The 18,743-nt window shown below is 58.7% G+C and carries 15 protein-coding genes; 10 read left to right on the top strand and 5 right to left on the bottom strand.

Annotated elements, in window-relative coordinates; translation table 11 throughout:
* The first annotated feature begins 153 nt into the window (after positions 1 to 153).
* The 10 genes from QZR14_RS22990 (at position 154) to QZR14_RS23035 (ending at position 14,835) form a co-directional block, all read left to right on the top strand.
* Positions 154 to 750: a superoxide dismutase gene (locus QZR14_RS22990; RefSeq protein WP_007918933.1), complete on the top strand. Its 597-nt coding sequence runs from the start codon at positions 154 to 156 to the stop codon at positions 748 to 750.
* Between the two features lie 578 nt (positions 751 to 1,328).
* Positions 1,329 to 1,862: a hypothetical protein gene (locus QZR14_RS22995; RefSeq protein ID WP_311997831.1), complete on the top strand. Its 534-nt coding sequence runs from the start codon at positions 1,329 to 1,331 to the stop codon at positions 1,860 to 1,862.
* On the top strand, positions 1,863 to 2,303 hold the full coding sequence (locus tag QZR14_RS23000) for a type II toxin-antitoxin system YafO family toxin (RefSeq protein ID WP_250606372.1): 441 nt from the start codon (positions 1,863 to 1,865) through the stop codon (positions 2,301 to 2,303). It begins immediately after the preceding gene.
* A gap of 644 nt (positions 2,304 to 2,947) precedes the next feature.
* Positions 2,948 to 4,999 carry a putative bifunctional diguanylate cyclase/phosphodiesterase gene (locus QZR14_RS23005; protein WP_311997832.1) on the top strand — a complete coding sequence of 684 codons (2,052 nt, stop codon included), beginning with the start codon at positions 2,948 to 2,950 and terminating at the stop codon, positions 4,997 to 4,999.
* Positions 5,000 to 5,211: 212 nt separating this feature from the next.
* Positions 5,212 to 6,558 carry an imelysin family protein gene (locus tag QZR14_RS23010; protein WP_016986681.1) on the top strand — a complete coding sequence of 449 codons (1,347 nt, stop codon included), beginning with the start codon at positions 5,212 to 5,214 and terminating at the stop codon, positions 6,556 to 6,558.
* Positions 6,559 to 6,832: 274 nt separating this feature from the next.
* Positions 6,833 to 8,260, top strand: a complete 1,428-nt coding sequence (locus tag QZR14_RS23015; RefSeq protein WP_311997833.1) for a di-heme oxidoreductase family protein — start codon at positions 6,833 to 6,835, stop codon at positions 8,258 to 8,260.
* 27 nt (positions 8,261 to 8,287) lie between these two features.
* Positions 8,288 to 9,352 (top strand): imelysin family protein, encoded by a 1,065-nt coding sequence (locus QZR14_RS23020; protein ID WP_250606369.1) that lies wholly within the window; start codon positions 8,288 to 8,290, stop codon positions 9,350 to 9,352.
* Between the two features lie 14 nt (positions 9,353 to 9,366).
* Positions 9,367 to 10,467: a DUF1513 domain-containing protein gene (locus QZR14_RS23025; RefSeq protein WP_250606368.1), complete on the top strand. Its 1,101-nt coding sequence runs from the start codon at positions 9,367 to 9,369 to the stop codon at positions 10,465 to 10,467.
* A 179-nt stretch (positions 10,468 to 10,646) separates the two neighbouring features.
* Positions 10,647 to 11,795: an efflux RND transporter periplasmic adaptor subunit gene (locus tag QZR14_RS23030; protein WP_311997834.1), complete on the top strand. Its 1,149-nt coding sequence runs from the start codon at positions 10,647 to 10,649 to the stop codon at positions 11,793 to 11,795.
* A 13-nt stretch (positions 11,796 to 11,808) separates the two neighbouring features.
* Complete coding sequence (locus QZR14_RS23035) at positions 11,809 to 14,835, top strand: multidrug efflux RND transporter permease subunit (protein ID WP_250606367.1); 3,027 nt, start codon at positions 11,809 to 11,811, stop codon at positions 14,833 to 14,835.
* 135 nt (positions 14,836 to 14,970) lie between these two features.
* Here the strand turns inward: QZR14_RS23035 and QZR14_RS23040 are convergent, their stop codons facing one another.
* From QZR14_RS23040 to colR, 5 genes are all read right to left on the bottom strand, one after another.
* Positions 14,971 to 15,198, bottom strand: coding sequence for a hypothetical protein (locus QZR14_RS23040; protein ID WP_034153490.1), 228 nt, complete (start codon positions 15,196 to 15,198; stop codon positions 14,971 to 14,973).
* A gap of 2 nt (positions 15,199 to 15,200) precedes the next feature.
* Complete coding sequence (locus QZR14_RS23045; RefSeq protein WP_007916599.1) at positions 15,201 to 15,917, bottom strand: lipopolysaccharide kinase InaA family protein; 717 nt, start codon at positions 15,915 to 15,917, stop codon at positions 15,201 to 15,203.
* A gap of 4 nt (positions 15,918 to 15,921) precedes the next feature.
* Positions 15,922 to 16,590 (bottom strand): class I SAM-dependent methyltransferase, encoded by a 669-nt coding sequence (locus QZR14_RS23050; RefSeq protein WP_250606366.1) that lies wholly within the window; start codon positions 16,588 to 16,590, stop codon positions 15,922 to 15,924.
* Positions 16,591 to 16,751: 161 nt separating this feature from the next.
* Positions 16,752 to 18,026: a sensor histidine kinase gene (locus QZR14_RS23055; RefSeq protein ID WP_250606365.1), complete on the bottom strand. Its 1,275-nt coding sequence runs from the start codon at positions 18,024 to 18,026 to the stop codon at positions 16,752 to 16,754.
* A complete protein-coding gene (gene colR, locus QZR14_RS23060) occupies positions 18,026 to 18,697 on the bottom strand; it encodes a two-component system response regulator ColR (RefSeq protein ID WP_250606364.1) in 672 nt (223 codons plus the stop codon). The genes QZR14_RS23055 and colR overlap by 1 nt, the downstream gene beginning before the upstream one ends.
* Positions 18,698 to 18,743 lie beyond the last annotated feature (46 nt).

Here is an 18,743-nt window from a genome sequence, read left to right on the forward strand (position 1 = left end):
CTCTATCCCACACAGTTGTTGCGTGGTTATGGCGCAACCCCGGTGCTATGATCGAAACCCTGCGCCGCAAAGAGTAAAAACTCGCCGGTGCATTTCTGGCCGCCCGTGATCGGCCTTGCGCTCACCGCAACAGACCTGATTAGGAGAATCATCATGGCTTTCGAATTGCCGCCGCTGCCTTACGCACACGATGCCCTGCAGCCGCACATTTCCAAGGAAACCCTGGAATACCACCACGACAAGCACCACAACACCTATGTCGTGAACCTGAACAACCTGGTGCCAGGCACCGAGTTCGAAGGCAAGACCCTGGAAGAAATCGTCAAGACTTCCTCGGGCGGTATCTTCAACAACGCCGCTCAGGTCTGGAACCACACTTTCTACTGGAACTGCCTGGCGCCAAACGCCGGCGGTCAACCAACCGGCGCACTGGCAGAAGCCATCAACGCTGCTTTCGGTTCGTTCGACAAGTTCAAGGAAGAGTTCAGCAAAACCTCGATCGGCACCTTCGGTTCCGGCTGGGGCTGGCTGGTGAAAAAGGCTGACGGTTCCCTGGCCCTGGCCAGCACCATCGGCGCCGGCAACCCGCTGACCAGCGGCGACACCCCGCTGCTGACCTGCGACGTCTGGGAACACGCTTACTACATCGACTACCGCAACGTTCGTCCTAAATATGTCGAAGCGTTCTGGAACCTGGTCAACTGGAAGTTCGTTGCTGAGCAGTTCGAAGGCAAAACCTTCACCGCTTAAGCTGCGCGCCAGTCAAAAAACCCGGCTTTTGCCGGGTTTATGAGCTGGCCCCGGACACCCTGTAGAGACGATGTCTTTACAGGGTGTTTTGATTTTGGTGTGGGATCACCACAATCGGGTCAGTATTGAACGACGGCATATGCCAGAAAAAACTTTTCTTTCGCAAACACAGTTCCCGCAAAACGCGCCTAAAAATCTCTATATACAAGAAGAACGTCCGCAGCAAGCAGACGCTGATCTGTGTCACTGACTAGAAGCAGAATGGTCATCGCAACTCGATCAAGCGGTCGAGCGCGCTGCTCAACAAGGAACTGCAGATCTACATCTCTTGTAAGCATTCTCTTACACTGAGAAGTCGCGATAACTTACAATTCTTGGCCTGATATTTTCCTGCGAACTGTTGCGGCTAACCGACTGTCGGAGATACGTCATCCTTAGCCATTCCACCCATTGGATTCAGTGTCAATCGGCCATTATCCGTTGACAACAGGGTTGACATGCCGATAATTCGCATCCAAATTTGACTGCATGCGCGAAGTGAAATCTGCTTTGATCGCTGAGTCGTCCAAGGAGGATTTATGACTACAACTGTAATGCAACCCAAAGGAACTTGGGCAAGCCTTACCCTCGCAGCAGCCATCGCGACAGTCTGCGTTGGTATTGCTTATGAACACGATATGCTTGGCCCAAAACCACCACAACCTTTGAACGCTTCGATTGATGAAGAATCTCTTAAAGTTCAATTGTTGGCCGACACCATTAATAAAAAGCTCGCTGAACTTACAACAGCGCTGGAAAAATACACACTTATACTGACACATAATGACGCACCAGAAAGTTTATTTGAAATTAATCACTTTAGTTTGATTGCGGACAATCTTCGATGCGCCGAGCGCACTCTTAAAAATGATAAAATTTCCGCTGATTATAAAACCGAAAGCAAATCAATTTTAAGATCTATCGCAAAAGCGAGGTCCGCAGCTTCTCTAAATGCATCAATTGTAAACCAGCGCTCCGCAGTGCCTGAGTATTACGAAAGCGATGTTGATATGGATGCATTAAAAGCACTGGTGGTGCGCTCGACTGATCGACTCATTCTGTCAGTCAGTTAAATGTCGGTAATTGTCTCCATTCACCCCGAAACTCGGGGTGAACTCTTCGACGACGTCCTGAAAGACTACCCATCACTAGAAAAGTCAATTCTTCAAGACTTTCGTATCTGCATGGAGAGCAAAGGATTAAGGCTGGCTGATTATTTTGGCTGTGATCAACCTTATAGCCATCCTCCGGCGGCACGGTCAGGTCAGTTGCGGCACATACATATTGCGCTACCTCCGCAGACATTTGATCCGAGGAAGGCCCAATGTTATCGAAAGTGTTCTAAAGATCTACCTGAGTTAGATGCAGCACTTGTGTATGTCCAAGGTGTCATGGAAGAAGATCACTATATGATCCTAGCTTTTTTTGCTCCCAACGGTCACGACAAAGCCAAGGTAGAAAAGGTCATGACCAAGTTAGGTATTCTGGCCAAAAAATTTCGAGATGAGCATTGAACCGTAGCGATCTCATATCAAACACCTCGTCTGCGCTCTAGGTATCCCTAATACCCTGTGAAAGCCCTCACTCACAGGGTATTTTTGCTTTCTGAGGACGTCGGCAGTCACAATTCAACAGGCTGTGTACACACTGAAGTGCCGACTGATCGATTAATCTCTGCAGTGTCCCAACATTAATAGTCTCGGCCGATCGATGACCCAGTGCTGAATTGAAAAGTTCTTGATGCATCGGCCCGCTTGGGCGAATGCTGCGCAAGCATTCCCCTCACCCGCAACCTTGAGGACCTATTGCTGGGGTCTATTGCATCGACGCGACCGAAGATTTTTCGCCGCCGTATTCGGCTACGGCGAAACTCATCCGAATTCAAAACGCGCCTCCCAAGCAAATGTAAGCTCAGGCCGCTTGCCGACATGCCACCGCGGGCTACCATCAAAAAGAGGAAAAAATGCTGCGAACCGCTCAAGTTGAGGGGCGAAACTACCGACATAGTACAAATTAGGGCTAATACTCCAGACAGCCGCATTTCGGCCAAGGCCATGGGCAAACCATCCCCGGTCTGATTGTCCCTTTGACTGCCAACTCGGGATTGCCAATACTCATGGCAACTTGACGCTACCCGCACGGAACAAGGAATAACCCTTTGAAGCTGGAACTCAAGAACAGCTTGTCGGTGAAGTTGCTCCGGGTCGTGCTCCTGTCGGCATTGATCGTCGGCGTGGTCTTGAGCTGCGCACAGATCGTTTTCGATGCCTACAAAACCCGCCAGGCCGTTGCCGGCGACGCCGAACGCATCCTCGACATGTTCCGCGATCCCTCGACCCAGGCGGTTTACAGCCTCGATCGGGAAATGGGCATGCAAGTGATCGAAGGCCTGTTCCAGGACGATGCCGTGCGTCAGGCCTCCATCGGCCATCCCAACGAAGCCATGCTCGCGCAGAAATCCCGCGAATTGAAGCAGTCCAACAGCCGCTGGCTGACCGACCTGATCCTCGGCCAGGAGCGCACGTTCACCACGCAGTTGGTGGGGCGCGGGCCGTACAGCGAGTATTACGGCGACCTGAGCATCACCCTCGACACCGCCACCTACGGCGAGGGGTTTATCGTCAGTTCGGTGATCATCTTCATTTCCGGGGTTCTGCGCGCACTGGCGATGGGCCTGGTGTTGTATCTGGTCTATCACTGGCTGCTGACCAAACCGCTGTCGCGGATTATCGAACACCTCACCGAGATCAACCCGGATCGCCCCAGCGAGCACAAGATTCCGCAGATCAAGGGTCACGAGAAAAACGAACTCGGCATCTGGATCAACACCGCCAACCAGTTGCTTGAGTCGATCGAACGCAACACCCATCTGCGCCACGAAGCAGAGAACAGCCTGCTGCGCATGGCCCAGTACGACTTCCTCACCGGCCTGCCGAACCGCCAGCAACTCCAGCAGCAACTGGACAAGATTCTGGTCGACGCCGGCAAGCTGCAACGCCGGGTCGCGGTGTTGTGCGTGGGGCTGGATGATTTCAAAGGCATCAACGAGCAGTTCAGTTATCAGACCGGCGATCAATTGTTGCTGGCACTCGCCGATCGCCTGCGCGCCCACAGCGGCCGACTCGGCGCCCTCGCCCGCCTGGGCGGTGACCAGTTCGCGCTGGTGCAAGCGGATATCGAGCAACCTTACGAAGCAGCGGAACTGGCGCAAAGCATCCTTGATGATCTGGAAGCGGCGTTCGCCCTCGACCATCAGGAAATCCGCCTGCGCGCGACCATCGGCATCACCCTGTTCCCGGAGGATGGCGACAGCACCGAGAAGCTGTTGCAGAAAGCCGAGCAGACCATGACCCTGGCCAAGACTCGCTCGCGCAACCGTTATCAGTTCTATATCGCCAGCGTCGACAGCGAGATGCGCCGCCGTCGCGAGCTGGAAAAAGACCTGCGTGACGCGCTGATCCGCGATCAGTTCTACCTCGTCTACCAGCCGCAGATCAGCTACCGCGATCACCGCGTGGTTGGCGTCGAAGCGCTGATTCGCTGGCAGCACCCGGAACACGGTCTGGTGCCGCCAGACTTGTTCATCCCGCTGGCCGAACAGAACGGCACGATCATCGCCATCGGCGAATGGGTGCTCGATCAGGCCTGCAAACAACTACGCGAATGGCACGATCAGGGCTTCGCCGATCTGCGCATGGCGGTGAACCTTTCCACCGTGCAGTTGCACCACGCCGAGCTGCCGCGAGTGGTCAACAACCTGCTGCAGATGTACCGCCTGCCACCGCGCAGCCTGGAACTGGAAGTCACCGAAACCGGCCTGATGGAAGATATCAGCACCGCTGCGCAACACTTGCTCAGCCTGCGCCGCTCTGGCGCACTGATCGCCATCGATGACTTCGGTACCGGCTATTCATCCCTGAGCTATCTGAAAAGCCTGCCGCTGGACAAGATCAAGATCGACAAGAGCTTTGTGCAGGATCTGCTCGATGACGACGACGATGCGACCATCGTTCGCGCGATCATTCAACTGGGCAAAAGCCTCGGCATGCAGGTGATCGCCGAGGGCGTGGAAACCGCCGAGCAGGAAAGCTACATCATCTCCGAAGGCTGCCACGAAGGTCAGGGTTATCACTACAGCAAGCCCTTGCCGGCACGCGAGCTGGGCGCCTATCTCAAACAGGCACAACGCACTAACGCGGCCATTCTCTAGAAGGTCAAAAGATCGCAGCCTGCGGCAGCTCCTACAGACGAACGCATTTCAAATGCAGGAGCTGCCGCAGGCTGCGATCTTTTGTTCCTGATGCGCGAATAAGAAATATTTCCAAGTACGCCCTTTACACATAATGCGAAAGATTTGCATTATGTCGCAGTTTTGCGCACCCCCGCGCCAGTCCAATCAACTACCGAAGCAGGATGTTCGCCATGATTCGTATGCCTCTGGCTACCGCCAGTCTGCTGGCCATCGCTATTTCCCTCGCCGGTTGCGGCGAAGGCAAAGACAAGGCCGCCGCTCCGGCCGCACCGACGCCAGCCGCCAGCACCACCGCACCTGCGGCGGCGCCTGCCGCTGCCGGTAAAGTCGACGAAGCCGCCGCCAAGGCTGTGGTCGCGCACTACGCCGACATGGTCTTCGCCGTCTACAGTGATGCCGAATCCACCGCGAAAACCCTGCAGACCGCCGTCGACGCCTTCCTCGCCAAGCCGAACGCCGACACCCTGAAAGCCGCCAAGGCTGCATGGGTCGCTGCGCGCGTTCCGTACCTGCAGAGTGAAGTGTTTCGCTTCGGCAACACCATCATCGACGATTGGGAAGGTCAGGTTAACGCCTGGCCACTGGACGAGGGTCTGATCGACTACGTCGACAAATCCTACGAGCACGCACTGGGTAACCCGGGCGCCACTGCCAACATCATCGCCAACACCGAAGTTCAGGTCGGCGAAGACAAGGTCGACGTCAAGGACATCACCCCGGAAAAACTCGCCAGCCTCAACGAGCTGGGCGGTTCCGAAGCCAACGTCGCCACCGGCTACCACGCGATCGAATTCCTGCTCTGGGGCCAGGACCTCAACGGCACCGGTCCTGGCGCCGGCAACCGTCCGGCGTCGGACTACCTGGAAGGCGCCGGCGCCACTGGCGGTCACAACGATCGTCGCCGTGCCTACCTGAAGTCGGTGACCCAACTGCTGGTCAGCGACCTGGAAGAAATGGTCGGCAACTGGAAGCCGAACGTGGCTGACAACTACCGCGCCACCCTGGAAGCCGAGCCGGGCGAAAGCGGTCTGCGCAAAATGCTCTTCGGCATGGGCAGCCTCTCCCTGGGTGAACTGGCGGGCGAGCGCATGAAGGTTTCCCTGGAAGCCAACTCCCCTGAAGACGAGCAGGACTGCTTCAGCGACAACACCCACAACTCGCACTTCTACGATGCCAAAGGCATTCGTAATGTCTACCTGGGCGAGTACACCCGTGTTGATGGCACCAAGATGACCGGCGCCAGCCTGTCGTCGCTGGTGGCCAAGGCTGACCCGGCTGCCGACACCGCACTGAAAGCCGATCTGGCCGCTACCGAAGCGAAGATCCAGGTCATGGTCGATCACGCCAACAAGGGTGAGCACTACGACCAGTTGATCGCTGCCGGCAACACCGCGGGCAACCAGATCGTTCGTGACGCCATCGCATCGCTGGTCAAGCAGACCGGTTCGATCGAAGCCGCCGCCGGCAAACTGGGCATCAGCGACCTGAACCCGGACAACGCTGATCACGAGTTCTGATCACAGCGTCCGATTCAAAAAAGGCGACCTTCGGGTCGCCTTTTTCATGCCTGCCCTACACGGCCCATTGTAGGAGCTGCCGAAGGCTGCGATCTTTTGACTTTGCTTCTAAAAAAGACAGATCAAAAGATCGCAGCCTTCGGCAGCTCCTACAGGGGTTTTGCATTGCTCTTCAGATTTGCGCGATATCAAGCAAACGATAATTCCTCTTATTCAAACTCCTTCGCCCTGTTAGACTTTGCGCCTTCATTTTCGCCCGTCCGCAGGATGTCTGATGCCCTCGCTGCCTCTTCGCTTGTCCGCACTGTTGCTGGCCCTGGGCCTGAGTGCCTGCGATGACGCCCCGCGTTTCACCAAGGCTGAGCCGGGTGAAGCACGTTCGGGCGGTGCAGCGACCGTGCGCAAGACCGATCAGAACGCATTCTCCCTGCCCTCGGCCAACCTGCCACCGTCACGGCGAGTGGACTTCAGTGTCGGCAACAGTTTCTTCCGCAGCCCATGGGTGATCGCACCGTCGACCACCACTGCGCGCGATGGTCTCGGCCCGCTGTTCAACACCAACGCCTGCCAGAACTGCCACATCAAGGACGGTCGCGGCCATCCGCCAACGCCGGATGCCGCCAACGCGGTGTCGATGCTGGTGCGCCTGTCGATCCCTGATGCGCCGCAATTCGCCAAACTCATCGAGCAGGTCGGCGTAGTGCCCGAGCCGGTCTACGGCGGCCAGTTCCAGGACATGGCCGTGCCCGGCGTAGCCCCCGAAGGCAAAGTGCGCGTCGATTACACGCCTGTGCCCGTGCGTTTCAAGGACGGTACCGAAGTCGAATTGCGCAAGCCAGTGTTGCAGATCACCCAACTGGGCTACGGCCCGATGCACCCGGACACGCGTTTCTCGGCCCGCGTTGCCCCGCCGATGATTGGTCTGGGCCTGCTCGAAGCGATCCCCGAAGAAGCGATTCTGGCCAACGCCACCGCGCAAGCCAAAGACAACAAAGGCATCAATGGCCGTCCCAATCAGGTCTGGGATGATGCGTTGCAGAAGACCGTCATGGGCAGATTCGGCTGGAAAGCCGGACAACCGAACCTCAATCAACAGAACGTCCACGCGTTTTCCGGTGACATGGGCCTCACCACCAGCCTGCGCCCCTTCGATGACTGCACCGACGCCCAAACCGCCTGCAAACAGGCACCGAACGGCAACGGCCCGGATGGCGAGCCGGAAGTCAGCGACAACATTCTGCGTCTGGTGCTGTTCTACAGCCGCAACCTCGCGGTACCTGCGCGGCGTGGCGTCAACGATCCTCAAGTGCTGGCCGGCAAGAACCTGTTTTTCCAGGCCGGCTGCCAGTCGTGCCATACACCGAAATACAACACCGCCGCCGACGCAGCCGAACCGGAACTGGCCAATCAGGTGATTCGCCCGTACAGCGATCTGCTGCTGCACGACATGGGCGAGGGTCTGGCTGACAACCGCACAGAATTCCAGGCCTCCGGTCGCGACTGGCGCACCCCGCCGTTGTGGGGCATCGGCCTGACGCAAGCGGTCAGCGGACACACCCAGTTTTTGCATGATGGCCGTGCCCGCAATCTGCTCGAGGCCGTGCTCTGGCATGGCGGCGAAGCGCAAGCCGCACAGCAACAGGTTTTGTCTTTCAATGCCGAGCAGCGCGCCGCGCTGCTGGCGTTCTTGAACTCACTTTAAACACTGAAAAAGAATCGGGAGCCCGACATGTTCCGTCCCAAGCTACTGTTCACCAGCCTTGCCGCGCTCGCCCTCGGTGCCTGCTCGCCGCAGGATCCGCAAGCGGTCACCTCGGCAGCCATCGCCAAATCAGTGATCCTGCCGACCTACACCCGTTGGGTCGAAGCCGACAAGCAACTGGCGGTCAGCGCCCTCGCCTACTGCCAGGGCAAAGAAACCCTGGAAACCGCGCGCGCCGACTTCCTGCATGCGCAGAAAGCCTGGGCCGAGCTGCAACCGCTGCTGATCGGTCCGTTGGCCGAGGGCAATCGTTCGTGGCAAGTGCAGTTCTGGCCGGACAAGAAGAACCTGGTTGGCCGTCAGGTCGAGCAACTGGTGGTCGCCCAGCCGCAGATCGACGCCGCCGCCCTGGCCAAGTCGAGCGTGGTCGTGCAAGGCCTGTCGGCTTACGAGTACATTCTGTTCGACGCCAAGCCTGACGTGGCCAACGCCGAACAGAAAGCCAAGTACTGCCCGCTGTTGATCGCCATTGGCGAACGGCAGAAGCAACTGGCCGAAGAGATTCTGCAGAGCTGGAACAACACCGACGGCATGCTCGCGCAGATGAGCAAGTTCCCCAACCAGCGCTACGCCGATTCCCACGAAGCGATCGCCGATCTGCTGCGCGTGCAGGTCACCGCACTGGACACTCTGAAGAAAAAACTCGGCACGCCAATGGGCCGCCAGAGCAAAGGCGTGCCTCAACCGTTCCAGGCCGATGCCTGGCGCAGCCAGTCCTCGCTGACCGCACTGGAAGCCAGCCTCGCCGCTGCCAAAACCGTCTGGGAAGGTGTCGACAACAAAGGCCTGCGCGCTCTGTTGCCGGCTGAGCAGAAGCCACTGGCGGACAAAATCGACGCTGCCTACGCCGCTTCGCTGAAACTGTTCGACAGCACTCAGCGTTCGCTCGGCGATATGCTCGAAGACGACGCCGGTCGTCAGCAACTGAACGACATCTACGACAGCCTCAACGTCGTCCATCGCCTGCACGAAGGCGAACTGGCCAAGGCGCTGGGCATCCAACTGGGCTTCAACGCCAACGACGGTGACTGATGAGGGCAAGTGCCATGCTGCGACGTCAGGTGCTGACTTTAGGTAGTGCACTGCTGGGAGCAGTGACGCTGGGCGGCTGGACGCTGTTCAAACGCAAGGATCAGAGCCCGCTGTTGCTGTCGGCGCGCGACGACACCGACGGCAAGCACTACGCCGTCGGCTATCGGCTGGATGGCACGCGGGTGTTCGCCACCGAAGTCGGCCAACGCTGCCACGACATCATCAACCATCCGACGCAGCCGATTGCACTGTTCGTCGCACGTCGCCCGGGCACCGAGAGTTACCTGATCGACCTGCGCGACGGTAAGTTGCTGCAGACGGTAACCTCGCAGCCGAACCGGCACTTCTACGGCCACGCCGTGGTGCACAAGGACGGCGAATACCTGTACGCCACCGAGAACGACACCACCGATCCTGGCCGTGGTTTGCTCGGCGTGTACAAGTTCGAAGGGGCGCGGCTGATACACACGGGCGAGATTTCCACCCATGGCCTCGGCCCGCATCAGGTTTCCTGGATGCCTGACGGCGAGACGCTGGTGGTGGCCAACGGCGGGATTCGTACCGAGGCGGAAAGCCGCGTCGACATGAACCTCAATGCCATGGAGCCGAGCCTGGTCTTGATGCAGCGCGACGGCACCCTGCTGAGCAAGGAAACCCTCGCCCAGCAGATGAACAGCGTGCGTCATTTGGGCATCGCCAGCGACGGCACCATCGTCGCCGGTCAGCAGTTCATGGGCGCCTCCCATGAGCGTTCGGAGCTGCTGGCGATCAAGCGTCCGGGGCAACCGTTCGTGGCATTCCCGGTGCCGGAGCATCAGTTGCAGTCGATGGGGCACTACACCGCCAGCGTCGCCGTGCACAGCGATTTGCGTCTGGTCGCGCTGACGGCGCCGCGTGGCAATCGCTTCTTTATCTGGGATCTGGACAGCGGCGAAGTACGCCTCGACGCGCCATTGCCCGATTGCGCAGGCGTCGGTGCGGTGAAGGACGGTTTTGTCGTGACTTCCGGGCAAGGGCGTTGCCGTTACTACGATTGCCGTCAGGATGAGCTGTTGGCCAAGCCGCTGGAATTGCCGGCGGGGCTCTGGGACAACCATCTGCACTTGATGGCGTAAAACAGCCTTAAAAGATCGCAGCCTGCGGCAGCTCCTACATTGGAATGCACTCCTCTTCAGGAGCTGCCGCGGACTGCGATCTTTTTGCGCCTCCTGTAAAAACTGCCAGTTGGAATCCCCCCTGTACTCGGAGTAATGTGCCCGCCTGTCTCACCTGATTTATCCAAGGAACTGGAAATATGCTGCGTCGCCGCATGCTGATCATGTTGGGTGTTGTTTTGTTGATCGTCCTGGTGCTGGGCGGATACAAAGCCTTTTCGATCTACACGATGATCCAGGGCTTTTCCAAGCCGAAACCGCCGATCAGCGTTGCCGTGGCCAATGCCACCGAACAGCCGTGGCAGATGCGTTTGCCCACCGTTGGCTCTCTCAAGGCGCTGCAGGGTGTCGAGCTAAGCCTGGAAGTGGCCGGCACCGTCACCGAACTCAAGTTCGAATCCGGCCAGAAGGTCAAGGCCGGGCAGCCGCTGCTGCAACTCGACAGTGGCGTCGAAACCGCCCTGCTGGAAACCGCCAAGGCTGATCTGGGTCTGGCACAACTGGACTTCGGCCGTGGCGCGCAATTGGTCGACAGCCGCGCGATCTCCAAAGGCGAGTACGACCGGCTCTCCGCCGTGCTGCAAAAGAACAAAGCCACGGTCAATCAGCTCAACGCTTCGCTGGCGAAAAAACGCATCCTCGCGCCGTTCAGCGGCACCATCGGCATCCGTCAGGTCGACGTCGGCGACTACCTCGCCAGCGGCAGCAAAATCGCCACACTGCAGGACTTGAGCAGCCTCTACGCCGACTTCTACCTGCCCGAACAATCGGTGCCTAAACTGGCCATCGGTCAGCCGGTGCAGATCGCTGTCGCCGCGTATCCCAAGCAGAACTTCGCCGGCAAGATCAGCGCGATCAACCCGATCGTCGAAAGCACTACGCGCAACATTCTGGTTCGCGCCACGCTGGCCAACCCGGACGGCAAATTGCTCCCGGGCATGTTCGCCAGCCTCGAGGTGTTGCTGCCCGATCCGCAGAAACACATCGTCGTGCCGGAGAGTGCGATCACCTACACCCTCTACGGCAACTCGATCTACGTGGTCGGGCAGAAGAAAGCCGAGGACGGCAGCGTCGAAAAGGATGACAAGGGCCAACCGGTGCTGATCGCCGAACGCCGCTTCATCGAAACCGGTGAGCGCCGCGATGGCCTGGTGATGATCAACAAGGGCGTGCAGAGCGGCGAACAAGTGGTGACGGCCGGCCAGATCAAACTGGACAACGGTGCTCACATCGCCATCAGCGACGACAAGACCCTCGGCGAGCAGAACAGTCCGCCCCGCGCCGACTGATCAAGGAATTCCCATGGCTTTTACCGATCCGTTCATCCGCCGCCCGGTGCTCGCCACCGTGGTCAGCCTGTTGATTGTGCTGCTGGGCTTTCAAGCCTGGAGCAAGTTGCCGCTGCGCCAATACCCGCAAATGGAAAACGCCCTGATCACGGTCACTACGGCTTATCCCGGGGCCAACGCCGAAACCATTCAGGGCTACATCACCCAGCCGATGCAGCAGAGCCTGGCCAGCGCCGAGGGCATCGACTACATGACCTCGGTCAGTCGCCAGAATTTCTCGGTGATTTCGATTTACGCGCGCATCGGTTCCAACACCGACCGCTTGTTCACCGAACTGCTGGCCAAGGCCAACGAGGTGAAAAACAAGCTGCCGCAGGACGCCGAAGACCCGGTGCTGAGCAAGGAGTCCGCCGACGCCTCGGCGCTGATGTACATCAGCTTCTTCAGCAAGGATCTGAGCAACCCGCAGATCACCGACTACCTGTCACGGGTAATCCAGCCAAAACTGGCGACTCTGCCGGGCATGGCCGAGGCGGAAATTCTCGGCAATCAGGTGTTCGCCATGCGCCTGTGGCTCGACCCGGTGAAGCTCGCCGGTTTCGGCCTCAGCGCCAACGATGTGACCAACGCGGTGCGCCAGTACAACTTCCTCTCCGCTGCCGGCGAAGTGAAAGGCGAGTACGTGGTCACCAGCATCAACGCCAACACCGAACTGAAATCCGCCGAAGCCTTCGCGGCGATTCCGCTCAAGGTCAGTGGCGACAGCCGCGTGCTGCTCAGCGATGTCGCTCGGGTGGAAATGGGCGCAGAAAACTACGATTCGATCAGCTCGTTCGGCGGCACGCCATCGGTATACATCGGCATCAAGGCCACCCCCGGCGCCAACCCGCTGGATGTGATCAAGGAAGTGCGCAAGCTGATGCCGGAGCTGGAAGCGCAACTGCCGCCGAACCTCAAGAGCGAGATCGCCTACGACGCCACGCTGTTCATTCAGGCGTCGATTGATGAAGTGGTGAAAACCCTGTTCGAAGCGGTGCTGATCGTCATCGTTGTGGTGTTCCTGTTCCTCGGCGCATTGCGTTCGGTGGTGATCCCGGTGGTGACCATTCCGCTGTCGATGATCGGCGTGATGTTCTTCATGCAGATGATGGGCTACTCGATGAACCTGCTGACGCTGCTGGCAATGGTGCTGGCCATCGGTCTGGTGGTGGACGATGCGATTGTCGTGGTGGAAAACATCCACCGGCATATCGAGGAAGGCAAAACGCCGTTTGATGCGGCGCTGGAAGGTGCACGGGAAATCGCCATGCCGGTGGTGTCGATGACCATCACCCTGGCGGCGGTGTATGCGCCGATCGGCTTTCTCACCGGGCTGACCGGGGCGTTGTTCAAGGAATTTGCGTTGACCCTGGCCGGCGCCGTGGTGATTTCCGGGATCGTCGCCCTGACCCTGTCACCGATGATGTGCGCGTTCTTGCTGCGCCACGAGGAAAACCCCAGCGGCCTGGCGCATCGCCTTGATCGTATTTTCGATGGCCTCAAGCGCCGCTATCAAAGCATGCTGCACGGCACACTGAACACGCGGCCGGTGGTGCTGGTGTTCGCGGTGATCGTATTGTGCCTGATCCCGGTGTTCCTCAAGTTCACCAAATCGGAGCTGGCCCCGGACGAAGATCAGGGCATCATTTTCATGATGGCCACTGCGCCGCAGCCAACCAACCTCGATTACCTGAGCACCTACACCGACGAATTCATCAAGATCTTCAAGGAGTTTCCGGAGTACTACTCGTCGTTCCAGATCAACGGCTACAACGGTGTGCAGGCGGGCATCGGCGGCTTCCTGCTCAAGCCGTGGAACGAACGCAGTCGTACGCAAATGGAAATCCTCCCGGAGGTGCAAGGCAAGCTGGAAGGTATTCCGGGCCTGCAGATTTTCGGTTTCAACCTGCCTTCCCTGCCCGGCACCGGCGAAGGCTTGCCGTTCGAGTTTGTGGTCAACACCGCCAACGACTACGAACTACTGTTGCAAGTCGCCGACCGGATCAAGAAACGCGCCATGGAGTCGGGCAAGTTCGCCTTCGTCGACCTCGATCTGGCGTTCGACAAACCCGAGGTGGTGGTCGACATCGACCGCGCCAAAGCAGCGCAGATGGGCGTATCGATGCAGGACCTCGGTGGCACCCTCGCCACCCTGTTGGGCGAAGCGGAAATCAATCGTTTCACCATTGAAGGGCGCAGCTACAAGGTGATCGCTCAGGTCGAGCGCCCCTATCGCGACAACCCGGACTGGCTGAACAATTACTACGTGAAAAACACCCAGGGTGAGTTGCTGCCACTGTCGACACTGATCAAGGTCAGCGACCGCGCCCGACCGCGCCAGCTCAACCAGTTCCAGCAACTCAACGCGGCGAAAATCTCCGGTTTCCCGTTGGTGAGCATGGGTGAAGCCATCGACACCGTGTTGCAGATCGCCCGCGAAGAAGCGCCAGCCGGATTTGCTTTCGACTACGGCGGCGCTTCACGCCAGTTCGTCCAGGAAGGCAGCGCCTTGTGGGTAACCTTTGCGCTGGCGCTGGCGATTATCTTTCTGGTGCTGGCGGCGCAGTTCGAGAGTTTCCGCGATCCGCTGGTGATTCTGGTGACGGTGCCGTTATCGATTTGTGGCGCGTTGATTCCGCTGTTCCTTGGCTGGTCGAGCATGAACATCTACACCCAGGTCGGGTTGGTGACGCTGATCGGGCTGATCAGCAAGCATGGGATCCTGATCGTCGAGTTCGCCAACCAGTTGCGTAAGGACAAGGGCCTGACGGCGCGTGAAGCCGTTGAGGAAGCGGCGGCGATTCGCTTGCGGCCGGTGTTGATGACCACAGCGGCGATGGTGTTTGGCATGGTGCCGCTGATTCTCGCCACGGGCGCGGGTGCGGTCAGCCGTTTTGATATCGGCATGGTGATTGCCACGGGGATGTCGATTGGCACGTTGTTTACGCTGTTTGTGCTGCCCTGCGTTTACACCCTGCTGGCGAAACCCGATAAGCCTTGAAAGCAAAAGATCGCAGCCTTCGGCAGCTCCTACACCGCCCCATGTAGGAGCTGCCGAAGGCTGCGATCTTTTGATCTTGCTTGCATAAAAAAAGGCCTCGCATCTGCGAGGCCTTTTATGTGGGCTTCAATCTGCTCAACTTTGTGGCCTCATCCCTTGAGAAAGTCCGAACATGAACAACAACAGATCATGATCAGGTTTGGTCGCCACGGAGGCTTTCGCCACCCGTGGGACTGCGCAGTGGGCGTCGTCTACGGACGCGCCCACCACCTGCATGCGGGGCTGCTCCCAGGCAGCCACCGCCAATGAAGCAACTGCCAAGGCTCCAACCAAAAACAAACCTCGTGCAATTTCTAGTTTCATCGCTATAAACCTTTGATAGCGCTGCCAAACGCCGTCTCATAAAAGTAGACGAGTTTTTTCCAGTCCGCGTCGCGGAACGACGAGTGGCGGCGCAATTGCTTCATGTCGTGGGAAGCGGCGCGATAGGCGGTCAGACGCTGGCGGCATTTCTCCAGATCGATCAAGGCGACCTCGACCTTGGCCGACTCGCCTTCGCCCGTCACGCGCACAAACACGTGTTTGATGTAGATGCAGCTGTGCTGCCAACGGCCCTTGTGCATGCGCGCCAGGTTTTCGGCGAGGTCCTTGAGCACACGCTCATACACCACATCGCCGCACTGATCACGACCGCCGGCGGCCGCCAGCCAGTGTTCCAGTTCCTGGAAACCGTCCAGGGACTTGGTGACCAAAAGTGCACGCCACTTGTGTTGCGGATCAGGCTGAGCGCCGCAGAAAACGATCTCCGGCACGCGAACACCGAGCTTGCTCACGCCGGTCAGCGCGTCAAGCTCACGCAAAACGGTAGGACGGCCAAAAGGGTGCAACCAGCTGCGGTAGATATGACCGGTCTGGCGCTTGGCATACAGCAGTTGACCATCGCGCCCCACGACCCTTTGCACGCCACTTTCCCCGCCACGTCGAACATTGGGTTCTTCCACCCACTCGCCGCGCTGGTTCCAGTAAAAGTCAAAGCGATCTTGCGGAGCGACATCCGTTTCTGCTGCAAATTGCACTGCCATCCTGTTACCTCTTGCGTAATACGTAAACCCGCCACATGGCGTAGAGCGGAATAAAGTCCAGTTGTTCCTGAATCCGAAAACCTGCTTCCTCGAACTCCTTTTCCACCGTAGCGGCCGGTAACACAAAGCGATTCTGATACTCGCGTTTGTCACGGTTGCGCTCGGCTCGCTGGCGTTTCCAGGCTTTGAAATTGCCATCAACCCACAACGAAACGATCACACTGTCGCGGGTGACGCGCTCGAATTCGCGCAGAATCGCCCGGCGATGCTCGGCTTCACCGATGTGGTGGAGCAGACGCATGCAGAAAATGCTGTCGACGGCGTTGTCAGGCAAGGCAATGTCGAAGGCAGATGTGTGCAAGGGTTGTACCCGTTTCACCACATCGGCCGGTTGCGACTGCATGGCCGTCTTGATCATCGATTCGGAATTGTCCGCGCCGATAATCACCCGGTTGGCTTTTTCGCCCAACAGGGGCCAGAAGCGCCCGGCACCGCAAGGCAGATCCAGCACCAGCCCCGGATCGCCAACGGACGCCAGCGCCTTGCGGGCCATCTGTTCGTCACGCCAGTGGGAGAGCCGCCGTCCAAGGCTTTCTTTGTGCTTGCGCAGGTATTTTTGCGCGTGTTGATCGTCGTACTTCTCGGAAAAATCGAGTTTGATCGGACCGGCCATCACCTGAACTCCTGAATTGCTGATGTCACCACCTTAAGGAGCGGTGTGTCAGCGTCAGGTCATCCATTTGTGAAAAAAATGTCCGGTAAACAGACAAATTATTACAGCGTTATACAGGATTTAGACAGGAAGGAGGGAGTAGCATCGAGCCACTCCGTGCGTCAGATTTTGCCCAGATCCACCTCGAAGCGGCAGCCATTGGGTTCCATCGTGCTGAGACTGACGGTCCAGCCCTGGTTCTCGCAGATCCGCTGAACCAGCGACAATCCCAGGCCCAGCCCCTCGCCGCGCTTTTCGCTGCCACGCACGAAAGGCTCGAACATGGCTTCACGTTTTTCTTCCGGAATGCCGACACCGGAGTCTTCCACCACAAAGCCGTTGGCCGTGAGTGTCAGGCGAATAAAGCCCTTCTCGGTGTAGTGACAAGCGTTGCGCAACAGGTTGCCCATCACCGCGGTCAACAACGTTGCGTTGTAGCAGGTGTGTGGCGGATTGCCCGGTTCGAACTGCAAGGTCAGCCCTTTGCTTTCGATCGACTCTCGCCACACACACAACAGGCTGTCCGCGACTTGGGCGAGATTCTGTTGCGGTGCCGAACCGGCATCTTCGCGCTGGGAGCGGGCGAGCATAAGGAAGGTCTGCACCAGTTCGCGCATTTCTTCACTGGCCCGGGCAATGCGCTGGACCTGGTTGCGCCCACGCTGATCGATGGCCGGGTTTTCCATCAGCAATTCGCATGAGCTGGCCAAGACCATCAGCGGCGTGCGCAATTCGTGACTGACATCGCTGGTGAACAGTCTTTCACGCGTCAGCGCCTGACGCAGGCGCCCCAGCGTGGCATCGAACGCCACCGCCAGCTCGCCAACTTCGTCAGCCGCGTAATCCGGCGCCAACGGCGGCGCCAGGCCGAGCAACTGATCGCGATGGCGCACCTGCCGGGCCAGGCGCACCACCGGTGCCATCACCTTGCGTGCGAGCACCCACCCGAGGAATACCGCCAGGGCCAGGCTGAGCACAAAGCCGACCAGCACCACGGCAAACAGTACGCGCTCGCGCTCTTCGAAATCACTTTGATCCTGCAGCAGCACATAACGTCGACCGTCAACGACCTCGACCATCGCGTGATACGACAGCTGCTCGCGGAACACTTCATGGAAACCGGAATCGAGGTGGCGCAGGTCCTTGGGCAGCTCGAAATCCCCCGGCCCGCCACTGAAATAGAACAACTGGTCGGGTTCCGGGCGATGGCTCCAGTCCGAGACGTTGTCCATCAGCAGAAGCCGTTGCAGATCGCCGCCCAGCCCCGCCGAAATCAACTTCTCTTCCACCAGGTGCACGGTCGCGACGATGCCCATCGCGAAGGCGCCGGCCACAAGTGCGCTCATCAAGGCAAAGGCAATGATGATCCGCTGGGAAAGACTTTGCCTGAACTCCATTACACGTCGGCCAGCCGGTAACCCACCCCGTGCACGGTGTGCAGCAGTGGTTTGGCAAACGGTTTATCAATGACTTGTCGCAGTTGGTGAACGTGGCTGCGCAGGCTGTCGCTGTCGGGGCAATCATCGCCCCACAGCGCTTCTTCGAGAATTTCCCGGCGCAGCACGTGCGGGCTCTTCTGCATCAAAACGGCCAGCAGCTTCAGGCCGACCGGGTTGAGCTTAAGCAATTTGCCCTCACGGGTGACCTCCAGCGTATCGAGGTCGTAGCTCAGATCACCGACCTGCAACGCCCGACGACCGCCACCCTGGGTGCGGCGCATCACCGCTTCGACGCGCGCGGCCAGTTCGGACAAGGCAAAAGGTTTGACCAGGTAATCGTCCGCCCCGGACTTGAAACCCTGCAAACGATCGTCCAGTTGATCGCGAGCGGTGAGCATGATCACCGGTGTGTCCCGACGGGCATCTTCACGCAGGCGTTTGCACAGGGTGTAGCCATCGATGCCCGGCAGCATGATGTCGAGCACGATCAGGTCGTAATGCTCGGTGGCCGCCAGATGCAGGCCCGACAGGCCGTCCTGAGCGCAATCGACGGTATAGCCCTTGAGGCCCAGATAATCGGCCAGATTGGCCAGGATGTCGCGGTTGTCTTCGACCAATAGAATTCGCATGGGCACCTCCTCCGTACGGGGTAACGGCCGTCTTGGCCCGCGCAGC

It is taken from the genome of Pseudomonas sp. rhizo66 (assembly GCF_031931925.1).
In the GTDB taxonomy this organism is placed as follows: domain Bacteria; phylum Pseudomonadota; class Gammaproteobacteria; order Pseudomonadales; family Pseudomonadaceae; genus Aquipseudomonas.

Excerpts from the sequence above, each read along its gene's own strand:
- QZR14_RS23030 (WP_311997834.1), top strand. The coding sequence starts at position 10,647 with ATGCTGCGTCGCCGCATGCTGATCATGTTGGGTGTTGTTTTGTTGATC.
- colR (WP_250606364.1), bottom strand. The coding sequence starts at position 18,697 with ATGCGAATTCTATTGGTCGAAGACAACCGCGACATCCTGGCCAATCTG.
- QZR14_RS23035 (WP_250606367.1), top strand. The coding sequence starts at position 11,809 with ATGGCTTTTACCGATCCGTTCATCCGCCGCCCGGTGCTCGCCACCGTG.
- QZR14_RS23050 (WP_250606366.1), bottom strand. The coding sequence starts at position 16,590 with ATGGCCGGTCCGATCAAACTCGATTTTTCCGAGAAGTACGACGATCAA.
- QZR14_RS23010 (WP_016986681.1), top strand. The coding sequence starts at position 5,212 with ATGATTCGTATGCCTCTGGCTACCGCCAGTCTGCTGGCCATCGCTATT.
- QZR14_RS23020 (WP_250606369.1), top strand. The coding sequence starts at position 8,288 with ATGTTCCGTCCCAAGCTACTGTTCACCAGCCTTGCCGCGCTCGCCCTC.
- QZR14_RS22990 (WP_007918933.1), top strand. The coding sequence starts at position 154 with ATGGCTTTCGAATTGCCGCCGCTGCCTTACGCACACGATGCCCTGCAG.
- QZR14_RS23000 (WP_250606372.1), top strand. The coding sequence starts at position 1,863 with ATGTCGGTAATTGTCTCCATTCACCCCGAAACTCGGGGTGAACTCTTC.
- QZR14_RS22995 (WP_311997831.1), top strand. The coding sequence starts at position 1,329 with ATGACTACAACTGTAATGCAACCCAAAGGAACTTGGGCAAGCCTTACC.
- QZR14_RS23015 (WP_311997833.1), top strand. The coding sequence starts at position 6,833 with ATGCCCTCGCTGCCTCTTCGCTTGTCCGCACTGTTGCTGGCCCTGGGC.
- QZR14_RS23055 (WP_250606365.1), bottom strand. The coding sequence starts at position 18,026 with ATGGAGTTCAGGCAAAGTCTTTCCCAGCGGATCATCATTGCCTTTGCC.
- QZR14_RS23040 (WP_034153490.1), bottom strand. The coding sequence starts at position 15,198 with ATGAAACTAGAAATTGCACGAGGTTTGTTTTTGGTTGGAGCCTTGGCA.
- QZR14_RS23045 (WP_007916599.1), bottom strand. The coding sequence starts at position 15,917 with ATGGCAGTGCAATTTGCAGCAGAAACGGATGTCGCTCCGCAAGATCGC.
- QZR14_RS23025 (WP_250606368.1), top strand. The coding sequence starts at position 9,367 with ATGCTGCGACGTCAGGTGCTGACTTTAGGTAGTGCACTGCTGGGAGCA.